At 60.4% G+C, this 24,355-nt stretch carries 23 protein-coding genes; 19 read left to right on the top strand and 4 right to left on the bottom strand.

Annotation, left to right across the window (positions count from 1 at the left end; translation table 11 throughout):
• Window positions 1–8: 8 nt before the first annotated feature.
• Window positions 9–953, bottom strand: coding sequence for a pca operon transcription factor PcaQ (gene pcaQ, locus AC13RE_RS21820; RefSeq protein WP_488564481.1), 945 nt, complete (start codon window positions 951–953; stop codon window positions 9–11).
• 94 nt (window positions 954–1,047) lie between these two features.
• Here pcaQ and pcaD point away from each other — a divergent pair, with 94 nt between their 5' ends.
• From pcaD to AC13RE_RS21895, 15 genes are all read left to right on the top strand, one after another.
• On the top strand, window positions 1,048–1,848 hold the full coding sequence (gene pcaD / locus AC13RE_RS21825; protein WP_488564482.1) for a 3-oxoadipate enol-lactonase: 801 nt from the start codon (window positions 1,048–1,050) through the stop codon (window positions 1,846–1,848).
• Window positions 1,849–1,853: 5 nt separating this feature from the next.
• The gene (gene pcaC, locus AC13RE_RS21830; protein ID WP_488483963.1) at window positions 1,854–2,258 is read left to right on the top strand and encodes a 4-carboxymuconolactone decarboxylase; all 405 of its coding nucleotides are present in this window, start codon (window positions 1,854–1,856) and stop codon (window positions 2,256–2,258) included.
• Window positions 2,259–2,270: 12 nt separating this feature from the next.
• A complete protein-coding gene (pcaH, locus tag AC13RE_RS21835) occupies window positions 2,271–3,020 on the top strand; it encodes a protocatechuate 3,4-dioxygenase subunit beta (protein WP_132719242.1) in 750 nt (249 codons plus the stop codon).
• On the top strand, window positions 3,020–3,634 hold the full coding sequence (gene pcaG, locus AC13RE_RS21840) for a protocatechuate 3,4-dioxygenase subunit alpha (protein ID WP_488564483.1): 615 nt from the start codon (window positions 3,020–3,022) through the stop codon (window positions 3,632–3,634). The genes pcaH and pcaG overlap by 1 nt, the downstream gene beginning before the upstream one ends.
• Window positions 3,635–3,637: 3 nt before the next feature.
• Entirely contained in the window at window positions 3,638–4,690 is a 1,053-nt protein-coding gene (locus tag AC13RE_RS21845) for a 3-carboxy-cis,cis-muconate cycloisomerase (RefSeq protein ID WP_488564484.1), read from the top strand.
• 145 nt (window positions 4,691–4,835) lie between these two features.
• Window positions 4,836–6,008, top strand: coding sequence for an ABC transporter substrate-binding protein (locus AC13RE_RS21850; protein ID WP_488564485.1), 1,173 nt, complete (start codon window positions 4,836–4,838; stop codon window positions 6,006–6,008).
• Window positions 6,009–6,099: 91 nt separating this feature from the next.
• A complete protein-coding gene (locus AC13RE_RS21855) occupies window positions 6,100–6,963 on the top strand; it encodes a branched-chain amino acid ABC transporter permease (RefSeq protein ID WP_488564486.1) in 864 nt (287 codons plus the stop codon).
• Window position 6,964: 1 nt separating this feature from the next.
• A complete protein-coding gene (locus AC13RE_RS21860) occupies window positions 6,965–7,969 on the top strand; it encodes a branched-chain amino acid ABC transporter permease (RefSeq protein WP_488564487.1) in 1,005 nt (334 codons plus the stop codon).
• Entirely contained in the window at window positions 7,966–8,730 is a 765-nt protein-coding gene (locus AC13RE_RS21865; RefSeq protein WP_132719254.1) for an ABC transporter ATP-binding protein, read from the top strand. Before AC13RE_RS21860 ends, AC13RE_RS21865 begins: the two co-directional genes overlap by 4 nt.
• On the top strand, window positions 8,711–9,427 hold the full coding sequence (locus AC13RE_RS21870; protein ID WP_488564488.1) for an ABC transporter ATP-binding protein: 717 nt from the start codon (window positions 8,711–8,713) through the stop codon (window positions 9,425–9,427). Before AC13RE_RS21865 ends, AC13RE_RS21870 begins: the two co-directional genes overlap by 20 nt.
• Window positions 9,428–9,563: 136 nt before the next feature.
• Window positions 9,564–9,956, top strand: a complete 393-nt coding sequence (locus tag AC13RE_RS21875) for a GFA family protein (RefSeq protein WP_488564489.1) — start codon at window positions 9,564–9,566, stop codon at window positions 9,954–9,956.
• Between the two features lie 136 nt (window positions 9,957–10,092).
• Window positions 10,093–13,719, top strand: a complete 3,627-nt coding sequence (locus AC13RE_RS21880) for a hydantoinase B/oxoprolinase family protein (RefSeq protein ID WP_488564490.1) — start codon at window positions 10,093–10,095, stop codon at window positions 13,717–13,719.
• An 84-nt stretch (window positions 13,720–13,803) separates the two neighbouring features.
• Window positions 13,804–14,331 (top strand): winged helix DNA-binding protein, encoded by a 528-nt coding sequence (locus AC13RE_RS21885; protein ID WP_488564491.1) that lies wholly within the window; start codon window positions 13,804–13,806, stop codon window positions 14,329–14,331.
• Between the two features lie 302 nt (window positions 14,332–14,633).
• Complete coding sequence (locus AC13RE_RS21890) at window positions 14,634–15,464, top strand: MBL fold metallo-hydrolase (RefSeq protein WP_112410346.1); 831 nt, start codon at window positions 14,634–14,636, stop codon at window positions 15,462–15,464.
• A gap of 79 nt (window positions 15,465–15,543) precedes the next feature.
• Window positions 15,544–15,981, top strand: coding sequence for a VOC family protein (locus AC13RE_RS21895; protein WP_488564492.1), 438 nt, complete (start codon window positions 15,544–15,546; stop codon window positions 15,979–15,981).
• 12 nt (window positions 15,982–15,993) lie between these two features.
• Here the strand turns inward: AC13RE_RS21895 and AC13RE_RS21900 are convergent, their stop codons facing one another.
• Window positions 15,994–16,740: a polysaccharide deacetylase family protein gene (locus tag AC13RE_RS21900; RefSeq protein WP_488564493.1), complete on the bottom strand. Its 747-nt coding sequence runs from the start codon at window positions 16,738–16,740 to the stop codon at window positions 15,994–15,996.
• Window positions 16,730–17,827 carry a glycosyltransferase family 4 protein gene (locus AC13RE_RS21905; RefSeq protein ID WP_488564494.1) on the bottom strand — a complete coding sequence of 366 codons (1,098 nt, stop codon included), beginning with the start codon at window positions 17,825–17,827 and terminating at the stop codon, window positions 16,730–16,732. The genes AC13RE_RS21900 and AC13RE_RS21905 overlap by 11 nt, the downstream gene beginning before the upstream one ends.
• A gap of 304 nt (window positions 17,828–18,131) precedes the next feature.
• On the opposite strand from AC13RE_RS21905, the gene AC13RE_RS21910 reads away from it, so the two are divergent.
• Both AC13RE_RS21910 and AC13RE_RS21915 read left to right on the top strand, forming a co-directional pair.
• The gene (locus AC13RE_RS21910; RefSeq protein ID WP_488564580.1) at window positions 18,132–19,856 is read left to right on the top strand and encodes an adenylate/guanylate cyclase domain-containing protein; all 1,725 of its coding nucleotides are present in this window, start codon (window positions 18,132–18,134) and stop codon (window positions 19,854–19,856) included.
• A gap of 72 nt (window positions 19,857–19,928) precedes the next feature.
• On the top strand, window positions 19,929–20,807 hold the full coding sequence (locus AC13RE_RS21915) for an FkbM family methyltransferase (RefSeq protein WP_488564495.1): 879 nt from the start codon (window positions 19,929–19,931) through the stop codon (window positions 20,805–20,807).
• A 2-nt stretch (window positions 20,808–20,809) separates the two neighbouring features.
• Here AC13RE_RS21915 and AC13RE_RS21920 read toward each other — a convergent pair whose 3' ends face one another.
• Window positions 20,810–21,289 (bottom strand): class I SAM-dependent methyltransferase, encoded by a 480-nt coding sequence (locus tag AC13RE_RS21920; protein WP_015343458.1) that lies wholly within the window; start codon window positions 21,287–21,289, stop codon window positions 20,810–20,812.
• Window positions 21,290–21,431: 142 nt separating this feature from the next.
• Between AC13RE_RS21920 and AC13RE_RS21925 the strand changes: the two genes are divergently transcribed.
• Complete coding sequence (locus AC13RE_RS21925; RefSeq protein WP_488564496.1) at window positions 21,432–22,607, top strand: DUF3095 domain-containing protein; 1,176 nt, start codon at window positions 21,432–21,434, stop codon at window positions 22,605–22,607.
• 349 nt (window positions 22,608–22,956) lie between these two features.
• On the top strand, window positions 22,957–24,294 hold the full coding sequence (locus tag AC13RE_RS21930; RefSeq protein ID WP_488564497.1) for an adenylate/guanylate cyclase domain-containing protein: 1,338 nt from the start codon (window positions 22,957–22,959) through the stop codon (window positions 24,292–24,294).
• Window positions 24,295–24,355: the final 61 nt, after the last annotated feature.

Consider the following 24,355-nt stretch of genomic DNA (forward strand, 5'->3'; position numbering starts at 1 on the left):
GGGCATTTTCAGTTTTCTAAGCCGCCTCCAAACTTCTTGGCGACCTCGCTTGCTGCTTCCCGGATCGTCTGCATCAGGATGGACAGGGGCAGGCTTGGAATGGCGTCGGTGCGCATGGTCAAACCCACAGGTCCCTTCGTCTCGCTGGTATCGATCGGCAGAAGCGCTAGCAGCCCGTCATTGACATCGCCGGCAACGACGCCGGCCGAGATGATCCAGATGGCGTCGCTGGAGCGCACGAAGGCGCGGCCGAAGGAGTCGGACACGGTTTCGATCTGGTTGGGCAATCCGCCGGCGCCGTTGGCGATCAGAAAGCTCTCGACGAAAGGTCGGATGATCGAGCCGCGCGTCGGCATCAGGACCGTATAGAGGTTGAGATCGGAAAACAGCGATTGCCTGTCGGACAGCAGCGGATGGCCGGCCCGGACGGCGAAGACGACCTGTTCGGAATAGAGATGCTCGAAGGAAAAACCGGTCATCTTGTCGGGGCTTGCCAATCGGCCGACGACCAGATCGAGATCGCCGACGCGCAATTGCTCCAGAAGCACGGCATTCTCGCCTGTCACGATCTTGATGCGGCTCCAGGTCTCCTCTTTGAGAAACAGGTCCATTGCCCGCGGCATGATCCGCGTCGAGACCGTCGGCAGCGCGCCGACGCGGATCGGTGGCGCTTCACCGGAACGCTCCTGCGAGACGGAATCCAGCCCCTGCCTGAGGGCGGTGAGTGCCGCGCCGGCATGGCGGAGAAAGACTTCGCCGTAGCGGGTGATGCGGATGCCGCGCCCATCGCGCTCGAAGACGGCGACCCCAAGCGCTTCTTCCAGCTCGCGGATCGTTTTCGTCACTGCCGGCTGGCTGATATTCAGCAGTCCGGCCGCCTTGATCACGCTTTTCTGGCGCGCAACCTCGACAAAGGTCTGCAGATGGCGGAACTTGATACGTGCGTCGAGCATGTTAATTCATAACCTTGGAGTTATCGTAGAGCAAAGAAATATCATTTTACTTAACCGGATTATACATCCAATCTCGCGTCCGAGGAGATTTCCAGTGCAGTTTGCCCGCATCAACGACGTCACGATCCACTATCAGATCATTGGCGGCCCCGCCGACAAGCCGGTTCTTGTCTTTGCCAATTCGCTCGGCACCGATTTTCGGATCTGGCGGGATGTGATCGTGCGGCTCGCCGGCGATTTCGCCATCGTTCTTTACGACAAGCGCGGCCATGGCCTCTCCGATCTCGGCCAGATGCCCTATTCTATCGAGGATCATGCGACCGATCTTGCCGGTCTGCTCGATTTCCTGTCGGTCAAGAGCGCCATTATCTGCGGCCTATCGGTCGGTGGGATGGTGGCGCAGTCGCTCTATCAGCGGCGCCCGGATCTGGTGCGGGCGCTGATCCTCTGCGATACCGCTCACAAGATCGGCACGGCCGACAGCTGGAATGCCCGCATCGAGCAGGTCGAGGCACATGGCATTGAATCCATCGTCGATTCCATCATGGAGCGCTGGTTCACGCCGGCCTTCCGCCGTCCGGAAAACATCGCCTTCGCCGGCTATTGCAACATGCTGATCCGCCAGCCGGTCGCCGGTTACGCCGCCACTTGTGCTGCCCTTCGCGATGCCGATCTGACCGAAGCCGCGGCCAAGATCGCCGTGCCCACCATTTGCATCGTCGGCGATCAGGACGGCTCGACCCCGCCGGAACTGGTACTGTCGACGGCCAAGCTCATTCCGAATGCGCGCTATGAAGTCATCAAGGACGCCGGCCATATTCCCTGCGTCGAACAACCCGAGGCGTTGACCGAAGTCATCCGTGCCTTCATCGATGTCGTCCTGCGTGGAGAATAAGCCTGATGAATGACCCCACCGCGCCGTCCGAGCGCTATCTGCAGGGCATGGCGACACGCCGTGCCGTGCTCGGCGATGATCATGTCGATCGCGCCCAGCAAGCTGTGACGGAGTTCGACCAGCCTTTCCAGGAGCTGATCACCGAGGCGGCTTGGGGGCACGTCTGGTCGCGCCCGACGCTCAGCCGGCGCGAGCGCTCCATCGTGACGATCGCGCTTCTGGCCGCACTTGGTCAGGATGATGAGGTGGCCATGCATGTGCGCGCAACGCGCAATACCGGCGCGACGCGCGAGGACATCTGCGAAGCGCTTCTGCATGTGGCGATCTATGCCGGCGTGCCGGCCGCCAACCACGCGATCAAGATCGCCAAGCAGGTTTTCGAACAGATGGACGCCGAACGGGCGGCATGAAACGAGGCAGACATGTCCGATAGAAGCAACAGCAAGCCCGAGACGGGCGCCTTTTTCGCGAGAGACCGCGCCTGGCATCCGCCGGCATTTTCGCCCGGCTATAAGACCTCCGTGCTGCGCTCGCCGCAGCGCGCGCTGCTCTCGCTCGACGGCACGATCTCGGAGATCACCGGACCGGTCTTCGGTCATTCCATATTGAACGAGCTCGACAACGACCTGATCCATAACTTCGCCAAGCCCGGCGAAAGTGCCATCGGTGAACGGATCATCGTGCATGGCCGTGTGCTCGACGAGCGTGGCCGGCCGGTGCCGGGCGTGCTACTCGAATTCTGGCAGGCCAATGCCGGCGGGCGCTACCGCCACAAGAAAGAAACCTATCTCGCCGCCATCGATCCGAATTTTGGCGGCTGCGGCCGCGCCATCACCGATGATGAGGGCCGCTACGCTTTCCGCACCATTCGCCCCGGCGCCTATCCATGGCCGAACGGCGTCAATGACTGGCGCCCGGCCCATATCCACTTCTCCGTCTTCGGTCACGGCTTCGCGCAGCGGCTGATCACGCAAATGTATTTCGAGGGCGATCCGATGATCTGGAAATGTCCGATCGTCGGCACGATCCCTGACAAACAGGCGATCGAGCAGCTGATTGCGCCGCTTGACTGGGGTAATACGATCCCGATGGATGCCCGCGCCTATAAATTCGATATCGTGCTGCGCGGTCGCCGTTCGACCCTGTTCGAAAACCGGCTGGAGGGCAATTGATGGTACAGGAACTCGGCTATCTCAAGGAAACGCCGTCGCAGACGGCAGGACCTTACGTCCATATCGGCCTGACGCCGAATTACAGCGAAATCGGCGGCGTCTACGAAACCGACCTCGGCTCCGTCATGGTCAATGACAAGACGCTTGGCGAGCGCATCACGGTGACGGGCAGGGTTCTCGATGGCGCTGGAGCGCCGGTCAAGGATGCCGTCCTCGAAATCTGGCAGGCGGACAGCGCCGGATTGTACAATAGCCCATCGGAGCTGCGCGGCACGGCCGATCCGAATTTTACCGGCTGGGGCCGCTGCCCGACTAATTCCACCGATGGCGTTTTCCGCTTCGAAACCATCAAGCCCGGCCGTGTTCCCTTCAAGGACGGCCGCAAGATGGCGCCGCATATCACCGTCTGGATCGTTGCGCGCGGTATCAATATCGGCCTGCACACGCGGATGTATTTTCCCGAAGAGGCTACAGCCAATGCTGAAGATCCCTTGCTGGCGCGCATCGAGCATCGGGATCGCCTCGCGACGCTGATTGCCGCGAAGGAAGGCTCCGTCTACACCTTCGATGTCCATTTGCAGGGCGACAAGGAAACGGTTTTCCTCGATATATAGGTCATGAGCGTTTCTCCCTTCGATCATCCGTTCCTGTCCGGCCTCCTCGGTGACGAGGAGATTGCGGCCTATTTCTCGGCCCAGGGCGATATTCGTTCCATGCTGGCCTTCGAAGCGGCACTTGCCGAGGTCGAGGCGCAGCATGGGTTGATCCCGCAAGCGGCGGCTGGGCGGATCGCGGAGGTCTGCACGGATTTCGAGCCTGACCTGTCAAGCCTGAAGACGGCAACGGCATCGGATGGCGTCGTCGTGCCTGAGCTTATCAGGCAGCTGCGCAAGGCCGTTGGTGAGGGTGCCGGCAAACATGTCCATTTCGGCGCCACCAGTCAGGATGTCATCGATACCAGCTTAATGATGCGTCTGAAGGCGGCCGCCTTTATCCTGAGCGGCCGCCTCTTTGCCGTATCGTCCGCGCTCGCCAAGCTGGATGAGCGTTGCGGATCGAACAGGCTCATGGGCCACACCAGAATGCAGGCCGCGATCGCGATCACCGTGTCCGATCGGCTGCGGGCATGGCAGCATCCGCTCGATCAATATCGCGATCGGCTGACGCAGGAGAGTTTTCCGCTGCAGTTCGGTGGGGCGGCTGGCACGTTGGAGAAATTCGGGCCGCAGGCGGCGGAAATCAGGAGTTCGCTGGCACAAGCGCTTGGCCTGACGGACGAGCCGCAATGGCAAAGCCAGAGAGGGCGCATTGCCGAGCTTGCCGGGCTCTTATCCATGATCTCGGGCAGCCTCGGCAAGATCGGCCAGGATGTTGCCCTTCTGGCGCAGGCGGGCGACGAGATCGAGCTTGCCGGCGGCGGCGGCTCCTCGGCTATGCCGCACAAGCAGAACCCCGTCGCGGCGGAAACGTTGGTCACGCTTGCCCGCTTCAATGCCGTGCAGCTTTCGGGCATTCACCAGTCGCTCGTGCACGAGCAGGAGCGCTCCGGTGCCGCCTGGACATTGGAATGGCTGCTGTTGCCGCCTATGGTAGTGGCGACGGCAGCCTCATTGCGCCACGCGTTGCAACTGCTCGATTCGATCAAGCGCTTGGGAACGGCAGCCGAGTAGGATATTCGTCGCCATTAATAACTGAAACGATATGGAAGCAAGGTTTTATTTCATTTTACATCACCATTTCACATGAGAAATTGGCGATGATCAGAATTTGAATGATCAAGGGCGGCTTAAAAAGACGGCTGCCGGGAGGAGAAAAATGAAACGGTTTGTCTTGGCCGCCATCGCGGCCGTTGCTCTTGGCGGTGCCGCCTATGCCGATACCATCAAGGTCGGCATCATCGGTCCGTTTTCCGGGCCGTTCGCGCTGCAGGGCAAGAATTTCAAGGCGGGCATCGACGCCTATATGGCTGTCAATGGCAAGAAGGTCGGCAATGACGAGGTGGAGGTGATCTACCGCGATTTGCCTGCGGCTGATCCGGCCCAATCGAAGTCGCTCGCTCAGGAGCTCGTCGTCAAGGAGAAGGTGCAGTATCTCGCCGGCTTCTACTTCACGCCGGACGCGATGGCCGTGACGCCGATCCTCAAGCAGGCCAATGTGCCGATGGTGATCTTCAATGCAGCAACTTCGGCGATCGTCACCAAGAGCCCGCTTGTCGTGCGCACCTCCTTCACCACCTGGCAGACCTCGACTCCGATCGCCAAGGTCGCCTTTGACGCCGGCGTGAAGAAGGTTATCTCCGTTGTCAGCGATTACGGTCCGGGCGTCGATGCCGAAAACGCCTTCAAGGCCGGTTTCGAGAAGCAGGGTGGCGAAGTGGTGCAGGCGATCCGTATGCCGCTTTCGACCAATGATTTCAGCCCGATCATGCAGCGCATCAAGGATTCCGGCGCGCAGGGCGTCTTCGCCTTCCTGCCATCCGGCCCGACGACGCTCGGTTTCGTCAAGGCCTATAATGAGAATGGCCTAAAAACAGCCGGCATCAAGCTCTTTGCACCCGGCGACCTGACGCAGGAGTCCGATCTGCCGGCGCTCGGCGACGCGGCACTCGGCATGCAAACGACCTTCCATTATGCGATTTCGCATGACTCGCCCGAAAACAAGGCCTTCGTCGCAGCTGCCGGCAAGGCGATCGGCAATCCTGCCGAGCTGACCTTCCCGGCCGTCGGCGCCTTCGACGGGATGCATGTCATCTACAAGATGATCGAGGCGACTGGCGGCAAGCAGGATGCGCAGAAGGCGGTCGATGCCGTGAAGGGCCTGTCTTGGGTCAGCCCACGCGGCCCAGTCACCATCGATGCGGAAAGCCGGCATATCACGCAGAACATCTATCTGCGTGAGGTCGCCAAGGGCGATGACGGCAAGTACTACAACAAGGAAATCCAGACCTTCGAGAAGCAGGGCGATCCAGGCCTTGCTGCCGCGAAGTAAGCGCTCCTGAAGCTCCTACCCCTGATCGGAAGCCTCCGGTCAGGGGTGTGACGACAGCGGCCGCGCAACAACAACCGGACCAGCAATTTCAATGCAAACCGTGCTCAGCATAGCAGTCGATGCCCTCGCTTACGGCATGGTGCTGTTCGTCATCTCCATCGGCCTCTCGGTCACGATGGGGCTGATGCGCGTCGTCAATCTGGCCCATGGCGCCTTTGCCATGATCGGCGGTTATATCGCCTCCTACGCCGCGCACGATCTTGGCCTTGGCTATGCTGCCGCCGTATTACTGGCGGTGGTGGGCACCGTCATCATCTCCATCCCGATCGAACGGCTGCTCTATCGGCGCATCTATAGTGCGCCTGAGTTGACGCAGGTTCTGATGACGATCGGCATCACCTTCTGCATCATCGGTATCGCCAACTACGTCTTCGGCCCGACTTTGAAGACCATTCCCTTGCCAGGCAGCCTGCAGGGCTCTGTCGACCTTGGCTTCCGTACCATTGGCACCCATCGCATCTTCGCGATCGTCTGCGGCCTCATCGCCGCTTTGGCGTTGTGGTACACGATCGAGAAGACCTCCTTCGGCGTGAAGCTGCGCGCTTCGGTCGATAATGCTGCAATGGCGGCCGCTCTCGGAGTCAGGACGGAAGTGGTCTATGCGGTCAGCTTCGCCATTGCCGTCGGGCTTGCGGCCTTCGGTGGCGTCGTGGGTGCCGAGCTGCTGCCGGTCGAACCCTATTATGCCCTGCGCTATATGGTAACGTTCCTCGTTGTCGTCTCCGTCGGCGGTGCCGGTTCGATTTCCGGCGCGCTGCTCGCCTGTCTCATCCTCGGCTGCATCGATACGACTGGCCGTTACCTCATGCCGGAATATGGGGAATTCTTCTTCTACCTGGCCGTCATCGCCATTGTCTGCGTCTTCCCGCGCGGCTTTGCAGGGAGAATGAAGTAACATGGCCTTGACCCTTGAAAGAGAGGCGGCGACGATCGTGACCAGACACCGCACACTTGGACAGGATATCATCGCGGTAGCGATCATCGTCTTGTTGGCTGCTGCCGGCTACCTCTTGTTTCCAGATAATCTCGCCCTTCTCACGCGGCTGATCGCGATCGCGCTTCTTGTCCTCTCGCTCGATCTCGTCACCGGCTATTGCGGCGTGGCGACCCTCGGCCATGCAGCGCTGTTCGGTGCCGGCGCATACGCTGCCGGCATCGCATCGGCCCATTACGGCATCAATGATCCGCTGCTGATGACGCTTGCCGGCATCGTCGCCGGAGCCATCGCCGGCCTGATCTGTGGCGTCGTTATCCTGAGAGCGCATGGATTGCCGCAACTCGTGCTGTCGATCGCGCTGGTCTATCTTTTCCATGAGTTCGCCAACAAGGCATCGAGCTGGACAGGCGGCAGCGATGGATTGTCGGGCATATCGGCCGATCCTTTGTTCGGTGTTTTTGAGTTCGATCTCTATGGGCATACGGCCTATCTTTACGGCGTGGCACTGCTGCTGATCGCACTCGTGCTTTTGCGCTTTCTCGTCCGTTCTCCCTTCGGCATGCTCTGCCGCGGTATCAGGCAGGATCCCTTGCGCATCCGCGCCATGGGTGCATCGCCGAAAGTGACGCTGATCAAGATGTACATGATTTCCGGCGCCGTTGCCGGTATCGGCGGCGCGCTGAATGCGATCTCGACGCAGGTCGTGGGCCTCGACAGCCTCTCCTTCACGCAATCGGCCGAGGCACTTGTCATGCTCGTGCTCGGCGGCACCGGGTCGCTGTTCGGTGCGCTCGTCGGCACGCTGATCTTCATGCTGTTCGAGGATTACGTCTCGGCCGCCAATCCCTTCCATTGGCTGACGATCGTCGGCGCTTTGCTGATCCTCGTCGTTCTCTTCGCGCCCAAGGGTATTTACGGTACGGCCGCCGCCTATGTGGCCCGCCGCCGGGAGGCGCGGGCATGAGTGCGATTTTCGAGGTCAGCAATCTGAAGAAGGCGTTCGGCGGCCTGACGGTGACGAACAATGTCAGCCTGTCGATGGCGCCGGGAGATCGCGTCGCTCTGATCGGCCCGAACGGCGCCGGCAAGACCAGCTTCGTCAATCTCGTCACGGGCAATCTGCAAGCGGATTCCGGCGAGGTCCGCATCGGGGGTCAGAGCGTCAACAAGGTCGATGCCATCGGCCGTGTCAGGCGCGGGCTGGTGCGTTCTTTCCAGGTGACGCGGCTGTTTCAGGACATGACTCCGGCCGAGCATGTCGGCATGGCGGTGCTGCAGCGGACGGGTCGCTCCGGTCGCATGTTCGGCAATTTCCTCGCCATGCGCGATGTCATGGCCGAGACGGAGGAGTTACTCGGCACGCTCGGTCTCGCATCTCTCGCGCATCGCAAGGTCAGCGAGATTGCTTACGGCCAACAGCGGCTTCTGGAAATCGCCGTCGCCATGGCCTTGAAGCCAAAGGTGCTTCTGCTCGACGAGCCCGCCGCCGGCGTGCCGCAGAGCGATACCGGCCGCATCGAGCAGGCACTGGCCGATCTGCCGGCAGATCTCGCCGTGCTGATGATCGAGCATGACATGGACCTCGTTTTCCGTTTTGCCAAGCGCGTGGTCGTGCTCGCCGCCGGCACGATCATATTCGATGGTTCGCCGAAAGATGTGACGCAGGATGCGCGGGTGCGCGAAGCCTATCTTGGGAGCTACGCCAATGCCGGCCACGCCGCTTGAAGTCGAAAACCTGTCGGCCGGCTACGGGTCGACGCGGGTGCTGGAAGGGGTTTCCTTTTCCGTGCCGGCCGGCGGCAGGCTTGCCGTGCTCGGTCGCAACGGCATGGGCAAGAGCACGCTGCTTGCCACGCTCGCCGGGCAGACCCGGCGCTATGATGGCCGCATCCGGCTGGGCTCGGCCGATATCGCCGGCCTACCAAGCGCCCGCCGCGCCCATCAGGGCCTCGGCTATGTGCCGCAGACGCGCGACGTTTTTCCGACGCTGACGGTGGAGGAAAATCTCTCCGTTGGGCTGAAGGAACGGCCGAAGAGCGCTTTGCAGGAAGCCTATGACATGTTCCCGCGCCTGAAGGAGCGTCGCAAAAATTTAGGCAGCCAGCTTTCCGGCGGCGAGCAGCAGATGCTGTCGACCGCCCGCACGATCCTCGGCCGCCCCACAGTCCTGCTTCTCGACGAGCCGCTGGAGGGGCTGGCGCCCGTCATCTGCGAGGAGTTGATGACGGCCTTCGCCAAGCTCGCCAAGGCGGGCGACATGACGATCCTACTGGTCGAGCAGCGCATCCAGAGCGCGCTCGATTTTGCCAGCGATGTCATCATTCTGGAGCGCGGTCGGCTTGCCTGGAAGGGGACGCCCGAGGCTCTGGCTGCGGATCATGGTGCGGTCGAGCGTCTGCTCGGTGTCGGTGGACTACATTAGCGCATCCACTCCGGCTGTATTCCAATGAAGTGCGGCCTTATAATGAAACGCTATGCTTTCACCAGCCGCTTGCGGTTGCGGCGACTGTTCCGTTTATCGTAGACACTCCGCCTGCTTGTTTCTGAGGAGGTGCAAGATGGACCGATTTACCGGCGGCTGCCTATGCAGCAAGGTGCGGATTGTTGCGTCGGGGCGCCCCTATCGTGTCGGCATTTGTCATTGTCTCGACTGCCGCAAGCATCACGGCGCGCTTTTCCATGCCTCCGCGATCTTTCCCGAGGATGCGGTGACGATCGAAGGCGAAACACGCGACTATGCCGGCCGATTTTTCTGCCCTCACTGCGGTTCGCCTGTTTTCTCGCGAAGCGCGGATGAAATCGAAGTGAACCTCGGGTCTCTCGATGCTCCCGATCAGTTGAGGCCGACCTACGAACTCTGGACCGTCCGCCGCGAATCCTGGCTGCCGCCGTTTCCGCTAGCAAGACGATATGATCATGATCGCGAGGGAACGAGCCGCTTCGAGGAATAGGTCGGGCTCGCCATAAGCGTTATGCTGACAAAAATCGTCCGCGGCTGCGGGCATCGAGATTCATGTTGACGATAAAACGTTGACGATTTATCGATATATTATCATCGTTGTTGACGTCGTTCTGCTGGAGGCGGATTTGTCGGAGAAGATTTCGGGTCGTTGGGATTTCTGGATCGATCGCGGCGGTACCTTTACCGACGTGGTCGGGCGCGATCCGTCTGGCACTCTCCACGCCCGCAAGGTCCTCTCGGAAAATCCCGAGGCTTACCGCGACGCAGCCGTTCATGGCATTCGTCTCCATCTTGGTCTTGGCAAGGGCGAGCCGGTTCCTCAAGGTGCGATCGGTGAGGTCCGCATGGGCACGACGGTCGCCACCAATGCGCTGCTCGAGCGCAAGGGCGAACGCCTCGCGCTTGTGACGACCAAGGGATTTCGCGACGCGCTGCGCATCGGCTATCAGGAGCGGAAGAAGATCTTCGCGACCGAGATCGTAAAGCCGGAAGCGCTTTACGAAGATGTTGTCGAGATCGAGGAGCGCGTGCTTGCCGACGGCACCGTCGAACTGGCTCTGGATGAAAAGGCTGCGGAAGCTGCGCTGCGCGACCTTCTCGCTAGGGGTTATCGCTCCGTCGCCATCGTCTTCATGCATGCCTATAAATTTCCGGCGCATGAGGCCGCGGTAGCGCGGATCGCACGATCGATCGGCTTCGAACAGGTCTCAGTAAGCCATGAGGTCTCGCCGCTGATCAAGCTTGTCGGCCGCGGCGATACGGCTGTCATCGACGCCTATCTCTCGCCGGTGCTCGGCCGTTACATCCGCCAGGTCTGCGATGAACTCGATGTCGAGCGCACAGGCGCGCGCGTCATGTTCATGATGTCGTCAGGCGGATTGACGGCCGCTGACATGTTCCAGGGCAAGGATGCCATCCTCTCCGGTCCGGCTGGCGGCGTGGTTGGCCTTGCAAAGACAGGCGAACAGGCGGGCTTTGCCAATGTCATCGGCTTCGACATGGGCGGCACCTCGACGGATGTGGCGCATTTCGACGGCGAATATGAGCGCGCCTTTGAAACGGAAGTGGCCGGCGTCCGCGTCCGTGCGCCGATGATGCTCATCCATACCGTTGCGGCCGGCGGTGGCTCGATCCTGCATTTCGATGGCGATCGCTTCCGCGTCGGTCCAGATTCGGCTGGCGCCTTTCCAGGCCCGGCCTGCTACCGCAACGGCGGCCCGCTGGCCGTCACCGATGCCAACGTCATGGCCGGCAAGCTTCTGCCGGAATTCTTCCCCTCGATCTTCGGACCCAACCAGGATCAGCCGCTCGATGTCGAGACGGTGCGTGCCAAGTTCGCAGCACTCGCGGCTGAAATCGATGATGGCCGCAGCCCGGAGGACGTCGCCGACGGCTTCATCCGCATCGCGGTTGCCAACATGGTCGAGGCAATCAAGAAGATCTCGGTGCAGCGCGGCTATGACGTCACCCGCTATGCGCTCAACTGCTTCGGCGGCGCCGGTGGGCAACATGCCTGCCTGGTCGCAGATGCGCTTGGGATGAAGAGCATCCTTCTGCACCCGATGTCCGGCCTTCTCTCCGCCTATGGCATGGGGCTTGCCGATATCCGCGCAACGCGTCAAAAGGCGCTCGGTGTTTCCCTCGATGATGCCGCGCCAGCAGCTATCGCAGCGCTTGGCAGCGAACTGCGCGGCGAATGCGTGCCCGAACTGGAAGCGCAGGGCGTCGCAACGGCCGAGATCAAGACGGTCCAGCGCGCCCACATCCGCTATGCCGGCACCGATACCCTGCTGGCAGTCGAGACGACCTTTCCGGAAATCGACGCTCCATCACGGCTGCGCAGTCAGTTCGAGGCCCTGCATAAGCGCCGCTTCGGCTTCGTTGCCGAGGACAAGCCTTTGGTCGTGGAGGCCGTCGAGATCGAAACGATCGGCGGCGCTGCGGCCGATATCGCAGTCGAGCTGGAGACGAGCGCCGAAGGTGAAGCTGAAGCGGCAAGGCGCACCGCCTTCTACTCGAACGGCGATAGCCATGATGCGGCCGTCGTCCTGCGCCAGGCGATCAAGCCCGGCCAGACCGTGACCGGCCCGGCCATCATCATCGAGCCGAACCAGACGATTGTCATCGAGGACGGCTGGCAGGCGCAGCTGACGGTCAAGGATCATATCGTCCTCAAGCGCATCAAGGCGCTGCCCGAACGCAATGCCATCGGCACCAAGGCCGATCCCGTCATGCTGGAGATCTTCAACAATCTCTTCATGTCGATCGCTGAGCAGATGGGCATGACGCTGCAGAACACCGCCTATTCGGTCAACATCAAGGAACGGCTGGATTTTTCCTGCGCCGTCTTCGATGCCGAAGGCAATCTGGTGGCCAACGCGCCGCATATGCCGGTTCATCTCGGTTCCATGGATGCCTCCGTCGCGACCGCGATCCGCGAAAACGCCGTCATCCATCCGGGCGACGTCTTCCTGATCAACGCGCCTTACAATGGTGGCACGCATCTGCCCGATCTGACCGTCTGTACCCCGGTCTTCGACGATGCGGGTGAGAAGATCCGCTTCTGGGTCGCCAGCCGCGGCCACCATGCCGATATCGGCGGGATTTCGCCGGGATCGATGTCGCCGCTCGCTACCCATATTGAGGAAGAAGGCGTCTATATCGACAATTTCAAGCTGCTCGATCGCGGCCGATTCTGTGAGGCAGAACTTACCAAACTGCTGACGGGTGCGCGCTATCCGGTGCGTACGCTGGCGCAGAACATCAACGATTTGAAGGCCCAGGTCGCTGCCAACGAGAAGGGCGTCGCCGAGCTGAAGAAGATGATCGTTCACTTCGGCGAAGATGTCGTCGATGCCTATATGGGCCATGTTCAGGATAACGCGGCAGAAAGCGTGCGCCGCGTTCTCGACCGTCTGTCGGACGGCGAATTCAGCTATGAGATGGATCAGGGCTGCAAGATCGTCGTCAAGATCTCGGTCGACAAGCACAAGCGCGAGGCGACGGTCGATTTCACCGGCACCTCGGCGCAGCGCCCGGATAATTTCAATGCGCCGCAGCCGGTGACGCGGGCCGCTGTACTCTATGTTTTCCGTGTTCTCGTCGAGGCCGATATCCCGATGAATGCGGGGTGCCTGAGGCCAATCCGCATCATCATCCCCGAAGGCACGATGCTGACGCCGGAATACCCGGCCGCCGTCGTTGCAGGCAATGTCGAGGTCAGCCAGGCCGTGACCAACTGCCTATTCGGCGCCGCCGAGGCGCTTGCCGCCGCTCAAGGCACGATGAACAATCTGACCTTCGGCAACGACGTCTATCAGTACTACGAGACGATCTGCTCGGGAGCGCCGGCAGGACCGGGCTTCAACGGCGCCGATGCCGTCCACACGCATATGACCAATTCGCGCCTGACGGATCCCGAAATCCTCGAGACGCGTTTCCCCGTCGTGCTGGAGGATTTCCACATTCGTCCGAATTCAGGCGGACGCGGTAAGTGGAATGCCGGCAACGGCACACAGCGCACCATTCGCACACGCGAAAAGCTGGAATTCGCGATCCTGTCGGGACATCGGCGTGTGGCGCCCTTCGGCGTCAAGGGCGGCGAAGCCGGCCAGACCGGCCGCAACTATGTCCGACGCAACGATGGCAAGATCGAGGAATTGATCGGTTCGGCCCATACCGTGCTCGAAGCGGGCGAGGCCTTTACCGTCGTCACCCCCACCGGCGGTGGCTACGGAAAGCGGAGTGAATAGGAATCTAATGTTGGAGCCGAGCGGCAATTGACCGCTCGGCCTGTTGATCTGCAGGGCCTTGATCCGGGTTCGAAGGAGTTTCAGGTGACGTCCGAGGAAAAGAGCGAACGGCGTGAATTGATCGTATCGTCGGCCCATCTGGCCGGTGGTAGCTCGCCGGCCCTGTCGGAGCTGGAATATGGGTCTATTCTCTTTTCGCATGCCTTCAATCGATGGCTGGTGCGCTGCATGGCGGCGGCCGGCGTGCCTGGCCTTTCGCCGATCGAGATCCTGATCATCCATTCCGTGCGGCATCGCGACCGGCCGAAAACGCTTGCCGATCTCTGCCTCGTCCTCGACATCGAGGACACGCATGTCGCCAACTACGCCATCAAGAAGCTCGAGGCGGCAGGCCTTGTCAAAAGCGGCAAGATCGGCAAGGAAAAGACCATCCGGGTCACCGACAAGGGCCTGGACGCGCTGAAGCGCTATACCGAAATTCGCGAGCGGCTGCTTGTCGAGGCGACGAAGGTATCGGGTCTCTCGCAAGATGACCTCTCCGATATTGCTTCGCATCTCAGGGCATTGTCCGGCTATTACGAACAGGCCGCACGGTCGGCCGCGACGCTGTAAGATAAAGGCGCCCAAGTTTCTCCCAAATCTTCTTGGCTCTTCCCAAGATTCGCTTTTCATTGAGCGCTAATATAATTTGGGTCGCTGGCGTCACACGCGAATTCCCGCCTCTTATCTATTCTGCCATTTCATACCTATATTAGATCTGTGCGATCCGTTGGCGGCAATCCGTTCAACGATCTGTGTCGGCCGACCGATGAGATCCAGTTTTTACCACTGCACGACTTTTAGAAATTGCTGGCTTCGCACGATAGCAAAAGTGTGCTTTTTTTGACCGAAAGGGGAATGGTGTAAAAACTTCCATGAACAACGATAGTTTTGAGCTGAAATTTTGGGGCGTGCGGGGAAGCATCCCTGTATCGGGACCGGAATTTGAGCGGTACGGCGGTAATACGTCGTGCATAGAGTTACGGCATGCGGGCAGGCATATCTTATTCGACGCCGGAACGGGTTTGCGCGAAGCGGCCGGCTCGCTTGCCAAGGAGGGGGTCCGCGATATCGATCTCTTCTTCACTCACTCCCACTACGACCACATCATCGGGCTGCCTTTCTTCAACGCCATCTACGATCCGCGCGTCAGCGTCGATCTCTGGTCGGGCCATCTGGCGGGCAAGACGACGACGCGGCAGTTGATCGGCCAGTTCATGCGGCCGCCGTGGTTTCCTGTTGAACCCGACATCTGTCGTGCCACGATGAATTTCCGCGATTTCGCCGCCGGCGATACCTTGAAGCCGCATCCGGGCATCGTCATCCATACGACGAGGCTGAACCATCCCGGCGGCTGTATCGGCTATCGCATCGAATGGGCGGGCCGGGTGATCGCCATGGTCTATGATACCGAGCATGTGGCAGGCAAACTCGATGAGGCGGCGCTCGAACTGATGGCGGATGCAGATCTTGCCATCTACGATGCGACCTATCTCGAAGCGGAGATGCAGAAATATCTCGGTTTTGGCCATTCTACATGGCAGGAGGGCATCAAGCTCGCCAAGAAGGCCGGTGCCAAGCGGCTTGCCATGTTCCATCATGCGCCTGGCCGCACGGACCGCGAACTGGATGACATGCAGCACGATGCGCAGAAGAGCTTCCCTGAAGCGTTCTTCGCCTTTGACGGACAATCGCTGCAGCTCTGAGGTACGTTTGGCCGCAAGCGTCCGTCGTTAGACCGGGCCACACCCCGTAGACTGGAACGACTTTCGGGAGGTTGCAAGCATGGCCGTCAAACGGATGGACAATGTCGGAATCGTCGTCGAAGACCTGGCAGCGACGATTGATTTCTTTCGCGAACTTGGTCTTGAGCTCGAAGGGCAGGCGACGATTGAGGGAGAGTGGGCCGGGCGCATCACCGGGCTCGGCGATCAGCGCGTCGAAATTGCCATGATGCGAACGCCGGACGGCCACAGCCGGCTGGAGCTCTCCCGTTTCCTTGCGCCGCCTGTCGTCGCGGATCATCGCAACGCCCCGGTCAACGCTTTGGGCTATCTCCGTGTCATGTTTGCCGTGGACGACATCGATGACACCCTTGAAAGGCTCCGCATGCGCGGCGCGCAGCTCGTCGGCGAGGTCGTCCGGTATGGCAACGCATATCGCCTCTGCTATATCCGCGGGCCTGAAGGGCTTCTCATCGGGCTTGCCCAGGAACTTAGCTAAGTGCGATGCGCTTTAGTATACGAAGTTGCCGACCGGCCGCCATTCGATGGCGGCATGGTCGGCCGTTTCTTCGAACAGTGTCTCGACAAAATCCCAGGCGAGATCGTCATGGACGAGATGGTGCGTCATCACCCCGATCGGTTCGTCGTGACCGTCGAAGCGGATCCGGAGCTCTTCCACGAGACGTCCGATCACTTCGGCATGCGGTAGACCGCCGCGCACCCCGTGCCATCTCATGATATCGATATGCGTGTTGATCAGGCCGATGGGGCCCCGTTTTGCCAATCCGAAGACGGAGACGGCGCGATAGCCGAAGGGGGCAAGATGCGGCAGCAGCGCATCGTCAATCCTGTTCCACGGCGGCACCAGCAGCGGTACGAACTGCTTGCCATAAAGAGCTTCGAGCTTATCGAAGCCGCGGTGCAGCTCGTCCAGCACGACCGCCTGCGGCCGGTGCAGGCCGAGTTCCTGCTTCTTGGTGTCGTCAGGCGCATAGTTCTGGTGGGTCCAGCCATGCACGGTGGCGGTGATGCGGCTTTCCCGCGCCAGACGTTCGGCGAGTGCCTTGCCCGTCGGTCCCGGGATGATCGCAAGCGCCATCGGCACGTCGAAACGATTGGCAAGCGATAGAAGCCGGTCGAGGGCAGGGGTCGGCTCGATGGCGTCATCGTCGCGGAACCAGAATTTCACCTTTCGTCCGGCCTCGCTCCATCGCCACAGCTCGTCGCGCAGGGGCTGCCAATCGGCTCTATCGCTCATAATAGGTGTCTCCCAGATATTTTCGAAGAATGGTTTCCAGCCGCTTCGATGCGGCGGGCAGTGAACGCTCCTGATGCGCGAAGTCATAGGCTGCGTCTGCCATGGCCCGATGCCGGCTCGCGTCGTTCAAAAGCTCGGCGATAGCCCCGGCATAGGCCTCCATATCGCCTTCCTGTGTTAGAAGTCCTGTCATGCCCGCCATCACCACCTCAGGCACACCGGCCGTTGCCTGCGCGACGACGGGCAGGCCCGCTGCCTGCGCCTCGAGATAGGCAAGGCCATAGGCTTCGTTGCAGCCGGGCCAGACATAAAGGCCGGCGGTTGCCAGCTCTTGCGCGATCTCTGCGGTAGAGCGCTCTCCGCGCCAGATAATGCGGTTTTCACCGAACGTGGAAAACAACGACCTTGCCTCGGCCCGCATCGGCCCGTCGCCAATGATAGTCAAGGTCCAATCCTGATCGCGGATGAGATCGAGCGCACTTGCCAGCATGGCGTAGCTGTCGAACTTGTCGCCCCTGCGCAACATCGCCACCGTAATCAGCCGTCGCGGATCGGGGGAGGAGCGTGCAAAGGGCGCGGTATCGATGAAGGGTGGGAAGCGCTCGTAACGGCCCTCGGGAATTGCATCGAGCAAACCGATCCGGTCGCGCTCGGTGAAGCATAGATTGACGGTGGCTAGCCTTACCGCATCGGCAATAAGGCGCTGGTTCTCGTGCCAGCCGGTCTCGTCATGACGGCGGGAGTAGGAAGCCTCGGCCGTGACATAGGGGATATTAAGCCTCCTGGCGACGGACGGGCCGATGAGATCGGGTGTCTTGTAATAGGGATGATAGGTGAACCATAGATCCGGCGGTGCCGTATCCCGCCACTGTTCCAGCAATTGCTCTGCCTCACTTTTCGCCTGCCCGGCGATCTCAACGCGTGGGCCGGCGTCCGGAGTCGGCGTGAAGCTGCGCAATTCGGAAGCGACTTCAACCTCATGCCCCGCCATCTTCAATGCTGCGATGATCTGGCGCGCCATCAGCCGGTCGCCGGATGGAACCGGATGGGCAGGCGACTTCAAGGGAGCGTAAAAGGCGATTTTCATGATGTCGTCACACGGTTGACGATTAAGTGATGGCAGGAACCCGAATCGTGAAAGGATTGCCCGAATTCCGACCCGTTGCGTGACAATAAGATCCCTGCTTCAAAAAGCCGCATCCTCGACAGAATGCGGCGTTGCGGCTACTGCATAATTCCTTAAATCGGAATCGATTTGAGGATAAAATTATGCAGCAGGTTAAAAGTGCTACAGCGACCTTTGCGCGTCATATTTGACGTGTGGCGCTGTAGATGAATAGGCGATAACCGTTTTCGGATCAGTTGTGAACGGGCAATATACATTGGGTTTGATGACCATAGAGGCAAGAAAGCCAATCATGACCGATCGCCTCGTGCGAAAGCTGCGTCTCGGCTCGGGTCTGATCGTTTTTGCTTTCGTCATCATGCATTTGGCCAACCATTCCCTCGGCCTGATCTCGCTCGGCATGGCCGAACATGCGCAACATTGGTTCATGGCGGTTTGGCGCAATCCGGTCGGAACCGTGCTGCTCTACGGGGCGCTGATCCTGCATATTCTGCTCGTGCTGCGAATGCTCTACAAGCGCAGGACGCTCGTCATGCCCGCCGGCGAGGCTTTTCAGATCGTCACCGGTCTCCTGGTCCCCCTTCTGCTGATCGACCATATAGTTGCGACACGCATCGTTCATGAGGTCTACGGTTATCACGACACCTATAAGGCGATCGTTCGCACCCTCTGGGTGACTTCGCCGTTCAATGGGATGCGCCAGTCGTTCGTCCTCCTGATCGTTTGGCTTCACGGATGCATCGGCGTTCATTTCTGGCTGCGCTACCGCCGCTGGTATATGGCGATCGCGCCCGTCATGCTGTCGCTTGCCATCGTCCTGCCGATTCTCGCTTTGCTCGGCTTTGCCGCAATGGGAAAGACAGTGGCCCATGAGGTCGCCCAGGAGGATGAACGTGGCTATCCCGGCGGCTATTACAGCGACGTACGAAGCTTTGGCGAAACAGGCTCGGCGCCCGGCGGTAAGATGGCGGAAGACTTGTGGCCTTACCGCGCCGGATTCTACGGCGCCTTCAGTCTGTCGATCGGCGTTCTTTTTGCCTTCCGAGCGCATCGCAGACTGCGAGAACGGCAATATCAGGTCGCCATTCGTTACGCAGGGGGGGAAATCGTGCACGCACCGCGCGGCTTCAGCGTGCTCGAGGCAAGCCGTCTTGGCGGCATTCCCCATTATTCGGTCTGTGGAGGCAAGGGGCAATGCTCCACCTGCCGCGTGCAGATCATCGAGGGAGCCGAAAATCTGCCGCCGCCCGAGCCGCTGGAGCAGAAGACCTTGAATCGTATCGGCGCCACGCCGGATATCAGGCTTGCCTGCCAGCTACGCCCGACCGGCAATGTCAGCGTGGTGCCATTGCTGACGCCGATGGCCGAGGCGGCGATCCCGGTCTACACGCAGGCCGCAAGTCCCGGCCGCGAGCGCGAGATCGTCGTATTCTTCTGCGATCTACGCCATTTCACCTCGCTGACGGAATCGCGGCTGCCCTTCGACATCGTTTTCCTGCTCAACCGCTATTTCGCCATCGTTGGCCGCATCATCGAAGAAAATGGCGGTCGGCTGGACAAATTCATCGGCGATGGCGCGATGGCGCTCTTCGGCCTTCGCGCAACCCCGAAGGAGGCCAATCGTCAGGCTCTGAAGGCGGCCGCGGCGATCATCCACGAGATCGACAAGCTCAGCGCCGAGCTGGCTGATGACCTGGCTGCCCCTCTCGAAATCGCCATCGGCATCCATACCGGTCTCGCGGTAGTGGGCTCGATGGGATACGGCACTGTCAAGAACGTGACGGCGATCGGCGATACCGTCAATGTCGCCAGCCGTCTGGAAAGCGTCGCCAAGGAATTCAACGCCGCGCTGGTCTTTTCGGAGCCGGTGGCGCAGCTTTCGGAAGCCGATGTCGCCAGCACCGAAAGCCGCGAGATTGCGGTCAGAGGCCGGGGTGAGCCCTTGCGGGTCTATATCGTTTCGAAAGAGGCGAGCGCGCACTTTGCCTGATTTTCAGAGAGTGGCGGCGGCGTCGCCCTTGTCCGTTTGCAACGGAATGGCGCCAGTGTAGAGATGGCGCTCATGTTTGACGCCAAGATTCTCACACGAAAATACTGGAAGCGAGCTTTTCGCCGCAAGCGGGACGCGATCGCCACGCGCTTGTTCGACACCAGGCTCGGTCGGGATATCCTTGTCAGTGCGATCGGCCCCCGCGTGAAGACGATGACGGTCGATTGCGGCGATCACGTCCTCAGTTTCTCGCCGGCCGACTACATCGGCCGCAAGGTTTTTCGCAAAGGGCATTTCGAGCGCGACCATGTCGATCGCCTGCTGAGCGTCCTGCGCGAACACGGCGTGTTGCGCAAGGGATCGGCGCTCCTGGAACTCGGCGGCAATATCGGCACGCAGACCTGCTATTTTGCCTTGAGCGGCGCCTATGACCGCATCGTCAGCGTCGAGCCGGACCCGCGCAATTTTCGCCTGCTGGCGGTCAATATTGCCGATAATGGCCTGAAGGAAATGGTGACTGCGGTCAATTGCGCCGCCGGCGATCGCGAGGGCCAGCTCGATTTCTATCTCAATCACAAGAACCATGGCAAAAGCAGCGCGCTGCGGCAAAGTCCGACCGACGAGAAGATCTCGGTGCCCGTCCGGCCGGTCGGCGATATCCTGCTGCAGGCAGGCGTCGATCCCGCCGATGTCGGGCTGATCTGGATGGACATCGAGGGATACGAGCCGGTTGCCTGCCGTTCGATGGGCGTGTTGATGGCCCGCAAGGTGCCGCTCTACATGGAATTCACACCGGCCTTCTACGGCAAGGATCAGACCAGAGACTTCATTGTCGATCTTGCCCGGCACTATAGCGAATGTCTCGCCTTTTTCGAAAGCGGCGAGCGGATCATGAAGGTGGTCGAACTGCCGGTGGCGGGCGAACAGTTCGACGTCCTGTTTCTGCGCTGACCCTATCTGCGCCGATAGATGAAATAGCGCCCGTCCTTGACGCTCGAGGGCAGCGGCAGTACAGCGAGATCCGGATGGTCGAGGGGAAGGCCGCTGACCGCAAGCCCGCCTGATGCCAGCACGCCAGCCATGATTTCCGGCAGCCAGGTCAATGTTATCGCATCCTTGTCTTCATAGCCGGTGCCGATATCGGCATGGGCGAGCGAGGCGTTGGCGCCAATGAAAGTTCTCGCCGTGTCCTTGATCTCACCGAGAACAAGGTTTTCGGCCGACGGCATGGAAGGACCATAGGCGTTGACCGTCCGGTCGAATGCGACGATGCGATGATCGGGGAAGAGTTCGCGCAGATGATCGAAGGTGCGGCCGTTGCCGAGGCCAAGCTCCAGCACCGGGCCGTCGAGCGTTTTCACCTCATCGGCAACGGCGTTGAGAATGTCGCGCTGCGCACTGAGGCGGCGAATGAAACTATCCAGGCGGCTCATCGTATTTGTAATATCCTTGGCGTTCTATGCCTCTTCCGCCGTGGCCTAGCATGGCGGGCATCGCGGCGTCGACCACCCGCTGGCTTTTCGACGCATATGATGTAGGGATAGATTGTCGCGGCGCTCACAGAAGGGGGATATCATGGCGGAGCCGTCCAACGATGATTTCTTCCACAAGCTTTCGGGTTTCACCCGTTTCGAGGGTGTGACCGACAGCGCCAACTATCAGCCCCTGCCGGGTGACTGGTCGATTGCGATCGCCGACATCGTCAGCTCGACAAAGGCGATTGCCGCGGGTCATTACAAGTCGGTCAACATGGCCGGCGCCAGCGTGATTTCCGCCGTGCTGAACGCTTTGGATCGAGGTGACTATCCCTTCGCGTTCGGCGGGGATGGCGCATTGGTGGCAGTCCCGCCCTCCGGCGAGAAGCGGGCGCGGCAGGCGCTTTCAGCGGTGCGGGGCTGGGTGATGGAAGAGCTGCAGCTCGATCTGCGCACCGCCTTGGTGCCGATGGCCGCCATCCGCGACGAGGGGTTCGACGTGCAGGTCGCGCGTTTCAACCCAAACGACCATGTTTCCTACGCCATGTTTTCGGGTGGCGGCACGAGCTGGGCAGAACGGCAGATGAAGGAAGGACGCTTCATCGTCGAAGCGCCGCCGGAAAAGGCTGAGCCTGATCTAACAGGGCTTTCCTGCCGCTGGAATCCGATAAAGGCGCAAAATGGCGAGATCATCTCCATCATCGCCATCCCCGGCGAGGGTGGAAACGGTCCGCAGTTTCAGCAATTGGTCGCCGATATCATCGCCATCTCTGCAGAGCAGAGCCGCGACAGCCACCCCGTGCCGGTTGAAGGCCCGACGCCAGCATTGAGGTTCGATGGTGTCGATATCGAAGCCCGGGCTCTTGCCGCTCCGGCCAATCGCTGGTGGCGCAAGCTTCTTATCGACGCCCAGGTCATCCTGCTCTGGAGCCTCGACAAGTTCCGCGTAAGGGCAGCATTCTTCGATGCCAAGGCCTATCGGCGCGATCTCGCTGCGAATTCCGATTTCCGTAAGTTCGATGACGGTCTGAAAATGACCATCGATGTCGACGCCGAACATCTCGAACGTATCGAGGCACGCTTACGCCAGGCAGAGGCAGAAGGCGTGTGTCGCTTCGGTCTGCATCGGCAGGACAGTGCGCTGATGACCTGTTTCGTTCCGACGCCTCTCATGCGCGACCATATGCACTTCATCGATGGGGCGAGCGGGGGGTATGCTATGGCAGCCATGGCGTTGCGGGGAAAGCGGCCGCCCGCGCTTGCCGCGGGCGAATGATTTCATCTGCGGCGCGCAGGGCTGCAGTCGCAAATTTATCGATCCATTTGTTTTTTGCCCATTGTGTCAGCTGAATATGCGCCTTATCTCAATGAGAACAAAACGAGAGTCGTTGGTTGTGGCGGCTGTCGTTCTGCTGCATGTCATGTGCGGGGTGTGAGGAAATACAGTCGATATTTTGGGTGCCTGCACGATCCAAGGTGGCAATGGAACGTGTCGGTGCCGTCGCATGATGCTTCTTTCAGTCTTTGACGATGGGCTGGAAGTCCCGGATACGGATGCCGACGAAATCGACGGTACGCCATAGGCGGGGGAGGCATCAAGCATTGCAGGATGGGCCGTGGGAATAATGGCAATCAATTCGGGTGTCTCTGATATTCTTATCGATAAAGTTGCGGAATGGCTGACGCAGGCCGCCCTGACGGGCGAGAACCTGGAAACAGTTGTTCGCGGTTTCTGCGAACGCATGGCCGCCACCGGGATGCCGCTCAAGCGCGTGCATCTGACCTTCTCTATGCTGCATCCGCTCTATGACGCGCTCGGTTTTACCTGGCGTCGGGGTGGCGGTCTGACGATCGAGGGTTACCGGCACGGGAATGAACAGCCGGAACGCTTCACGCGCAGCCCTTATTATTATCTTCTCTCCAACAATCTTCAGCACTTGCGTCGCCGGATCGATAGTGACGGCGCGGTCGAGTTTCCGATCTTCGAGGACCTGCGCAAGGAGAAGGTGACCGACTACATGGCCTTCGTGCAGACCTTCGGGGCTGGTTCGATGCAGGGCATGATGGGCTCCTGGTCCACCGATAACATCGGTGGTTTCAGCGAGGATATGATCGGCGCGTTGATGCGCATGCAGAATCATCTCGCCATGGCCGCCAAGATGGCTGTTCTCGGCAAGCTCGCCAACAATATGCTGACCACCTATCTCGGCGGCGATGCCGGGAAGCGCGTGCTGAACGGCCAAATCCGCCGCGGCGATGGAGAGACGATCCGAGCAGCGCTCGTCATGGGCGACATGCGGCAATCCACAGTTTTTGCCGAAAAGGAAGGGCGCCAAGCCTATATCGATACGCTGAACGAATTCTTCGATGCGATTGCTGCGCCTTTCAACCGCAACGGCGGCGAGATCTTGAGCTTTCTCGGCGACGGTTTTCTGGCGGTCTATCCATGCGGCCGGCACAAGGACCCATCCAAGGTCGCGTGCGAAGCCGCGCTGTCGGCTGTTTTCGAAGCGCAGCGCCGCGTTGCCGCGCTCAACAGCGATCGCCAGTCGCGTAATCTGAGCGAGGTCCGCTACGGGATCGGCCTGCATGTCGGCAACGTCATGTTCGGCAATGTCGGATTGAAGGACCGGCTGACCTTTTCGGCCTTTGGCGCGGCGGTCAACGAGGTCGAGAGGCTGCAGTCGCTGACCAAGAAATATTCGACGGAGGTCGTCGCGAGCCAGGCTTTCTCAAGTTACACCGATTGCGAATGGGGGACGCTGGGAGAAGAAAAGCTGCGCGGCGTGCGCCAGCGTTTCACAGTCGTCTCTCCGAAGGCCGCGGCAGCAGCCAGCAGCGCGCTGGAGATCTTTCAGGAGACGGCGGCCGACAGCCTCTCCGAGGCCGAACAGGTTATTCTGTTGCACAGGGATGCCAAGAAGTTCGAGGGCCGTCTTCAAGTCGAAAACCTCGCTCCGTGACGGCACATGCCTTACGCTTCAGCATAAGTCGATATATCACTGGAAAGGCGACAGTTTTTTT

The organism is Martinezella sp. CNPSo 3959 (assembly GCF_057784355.1).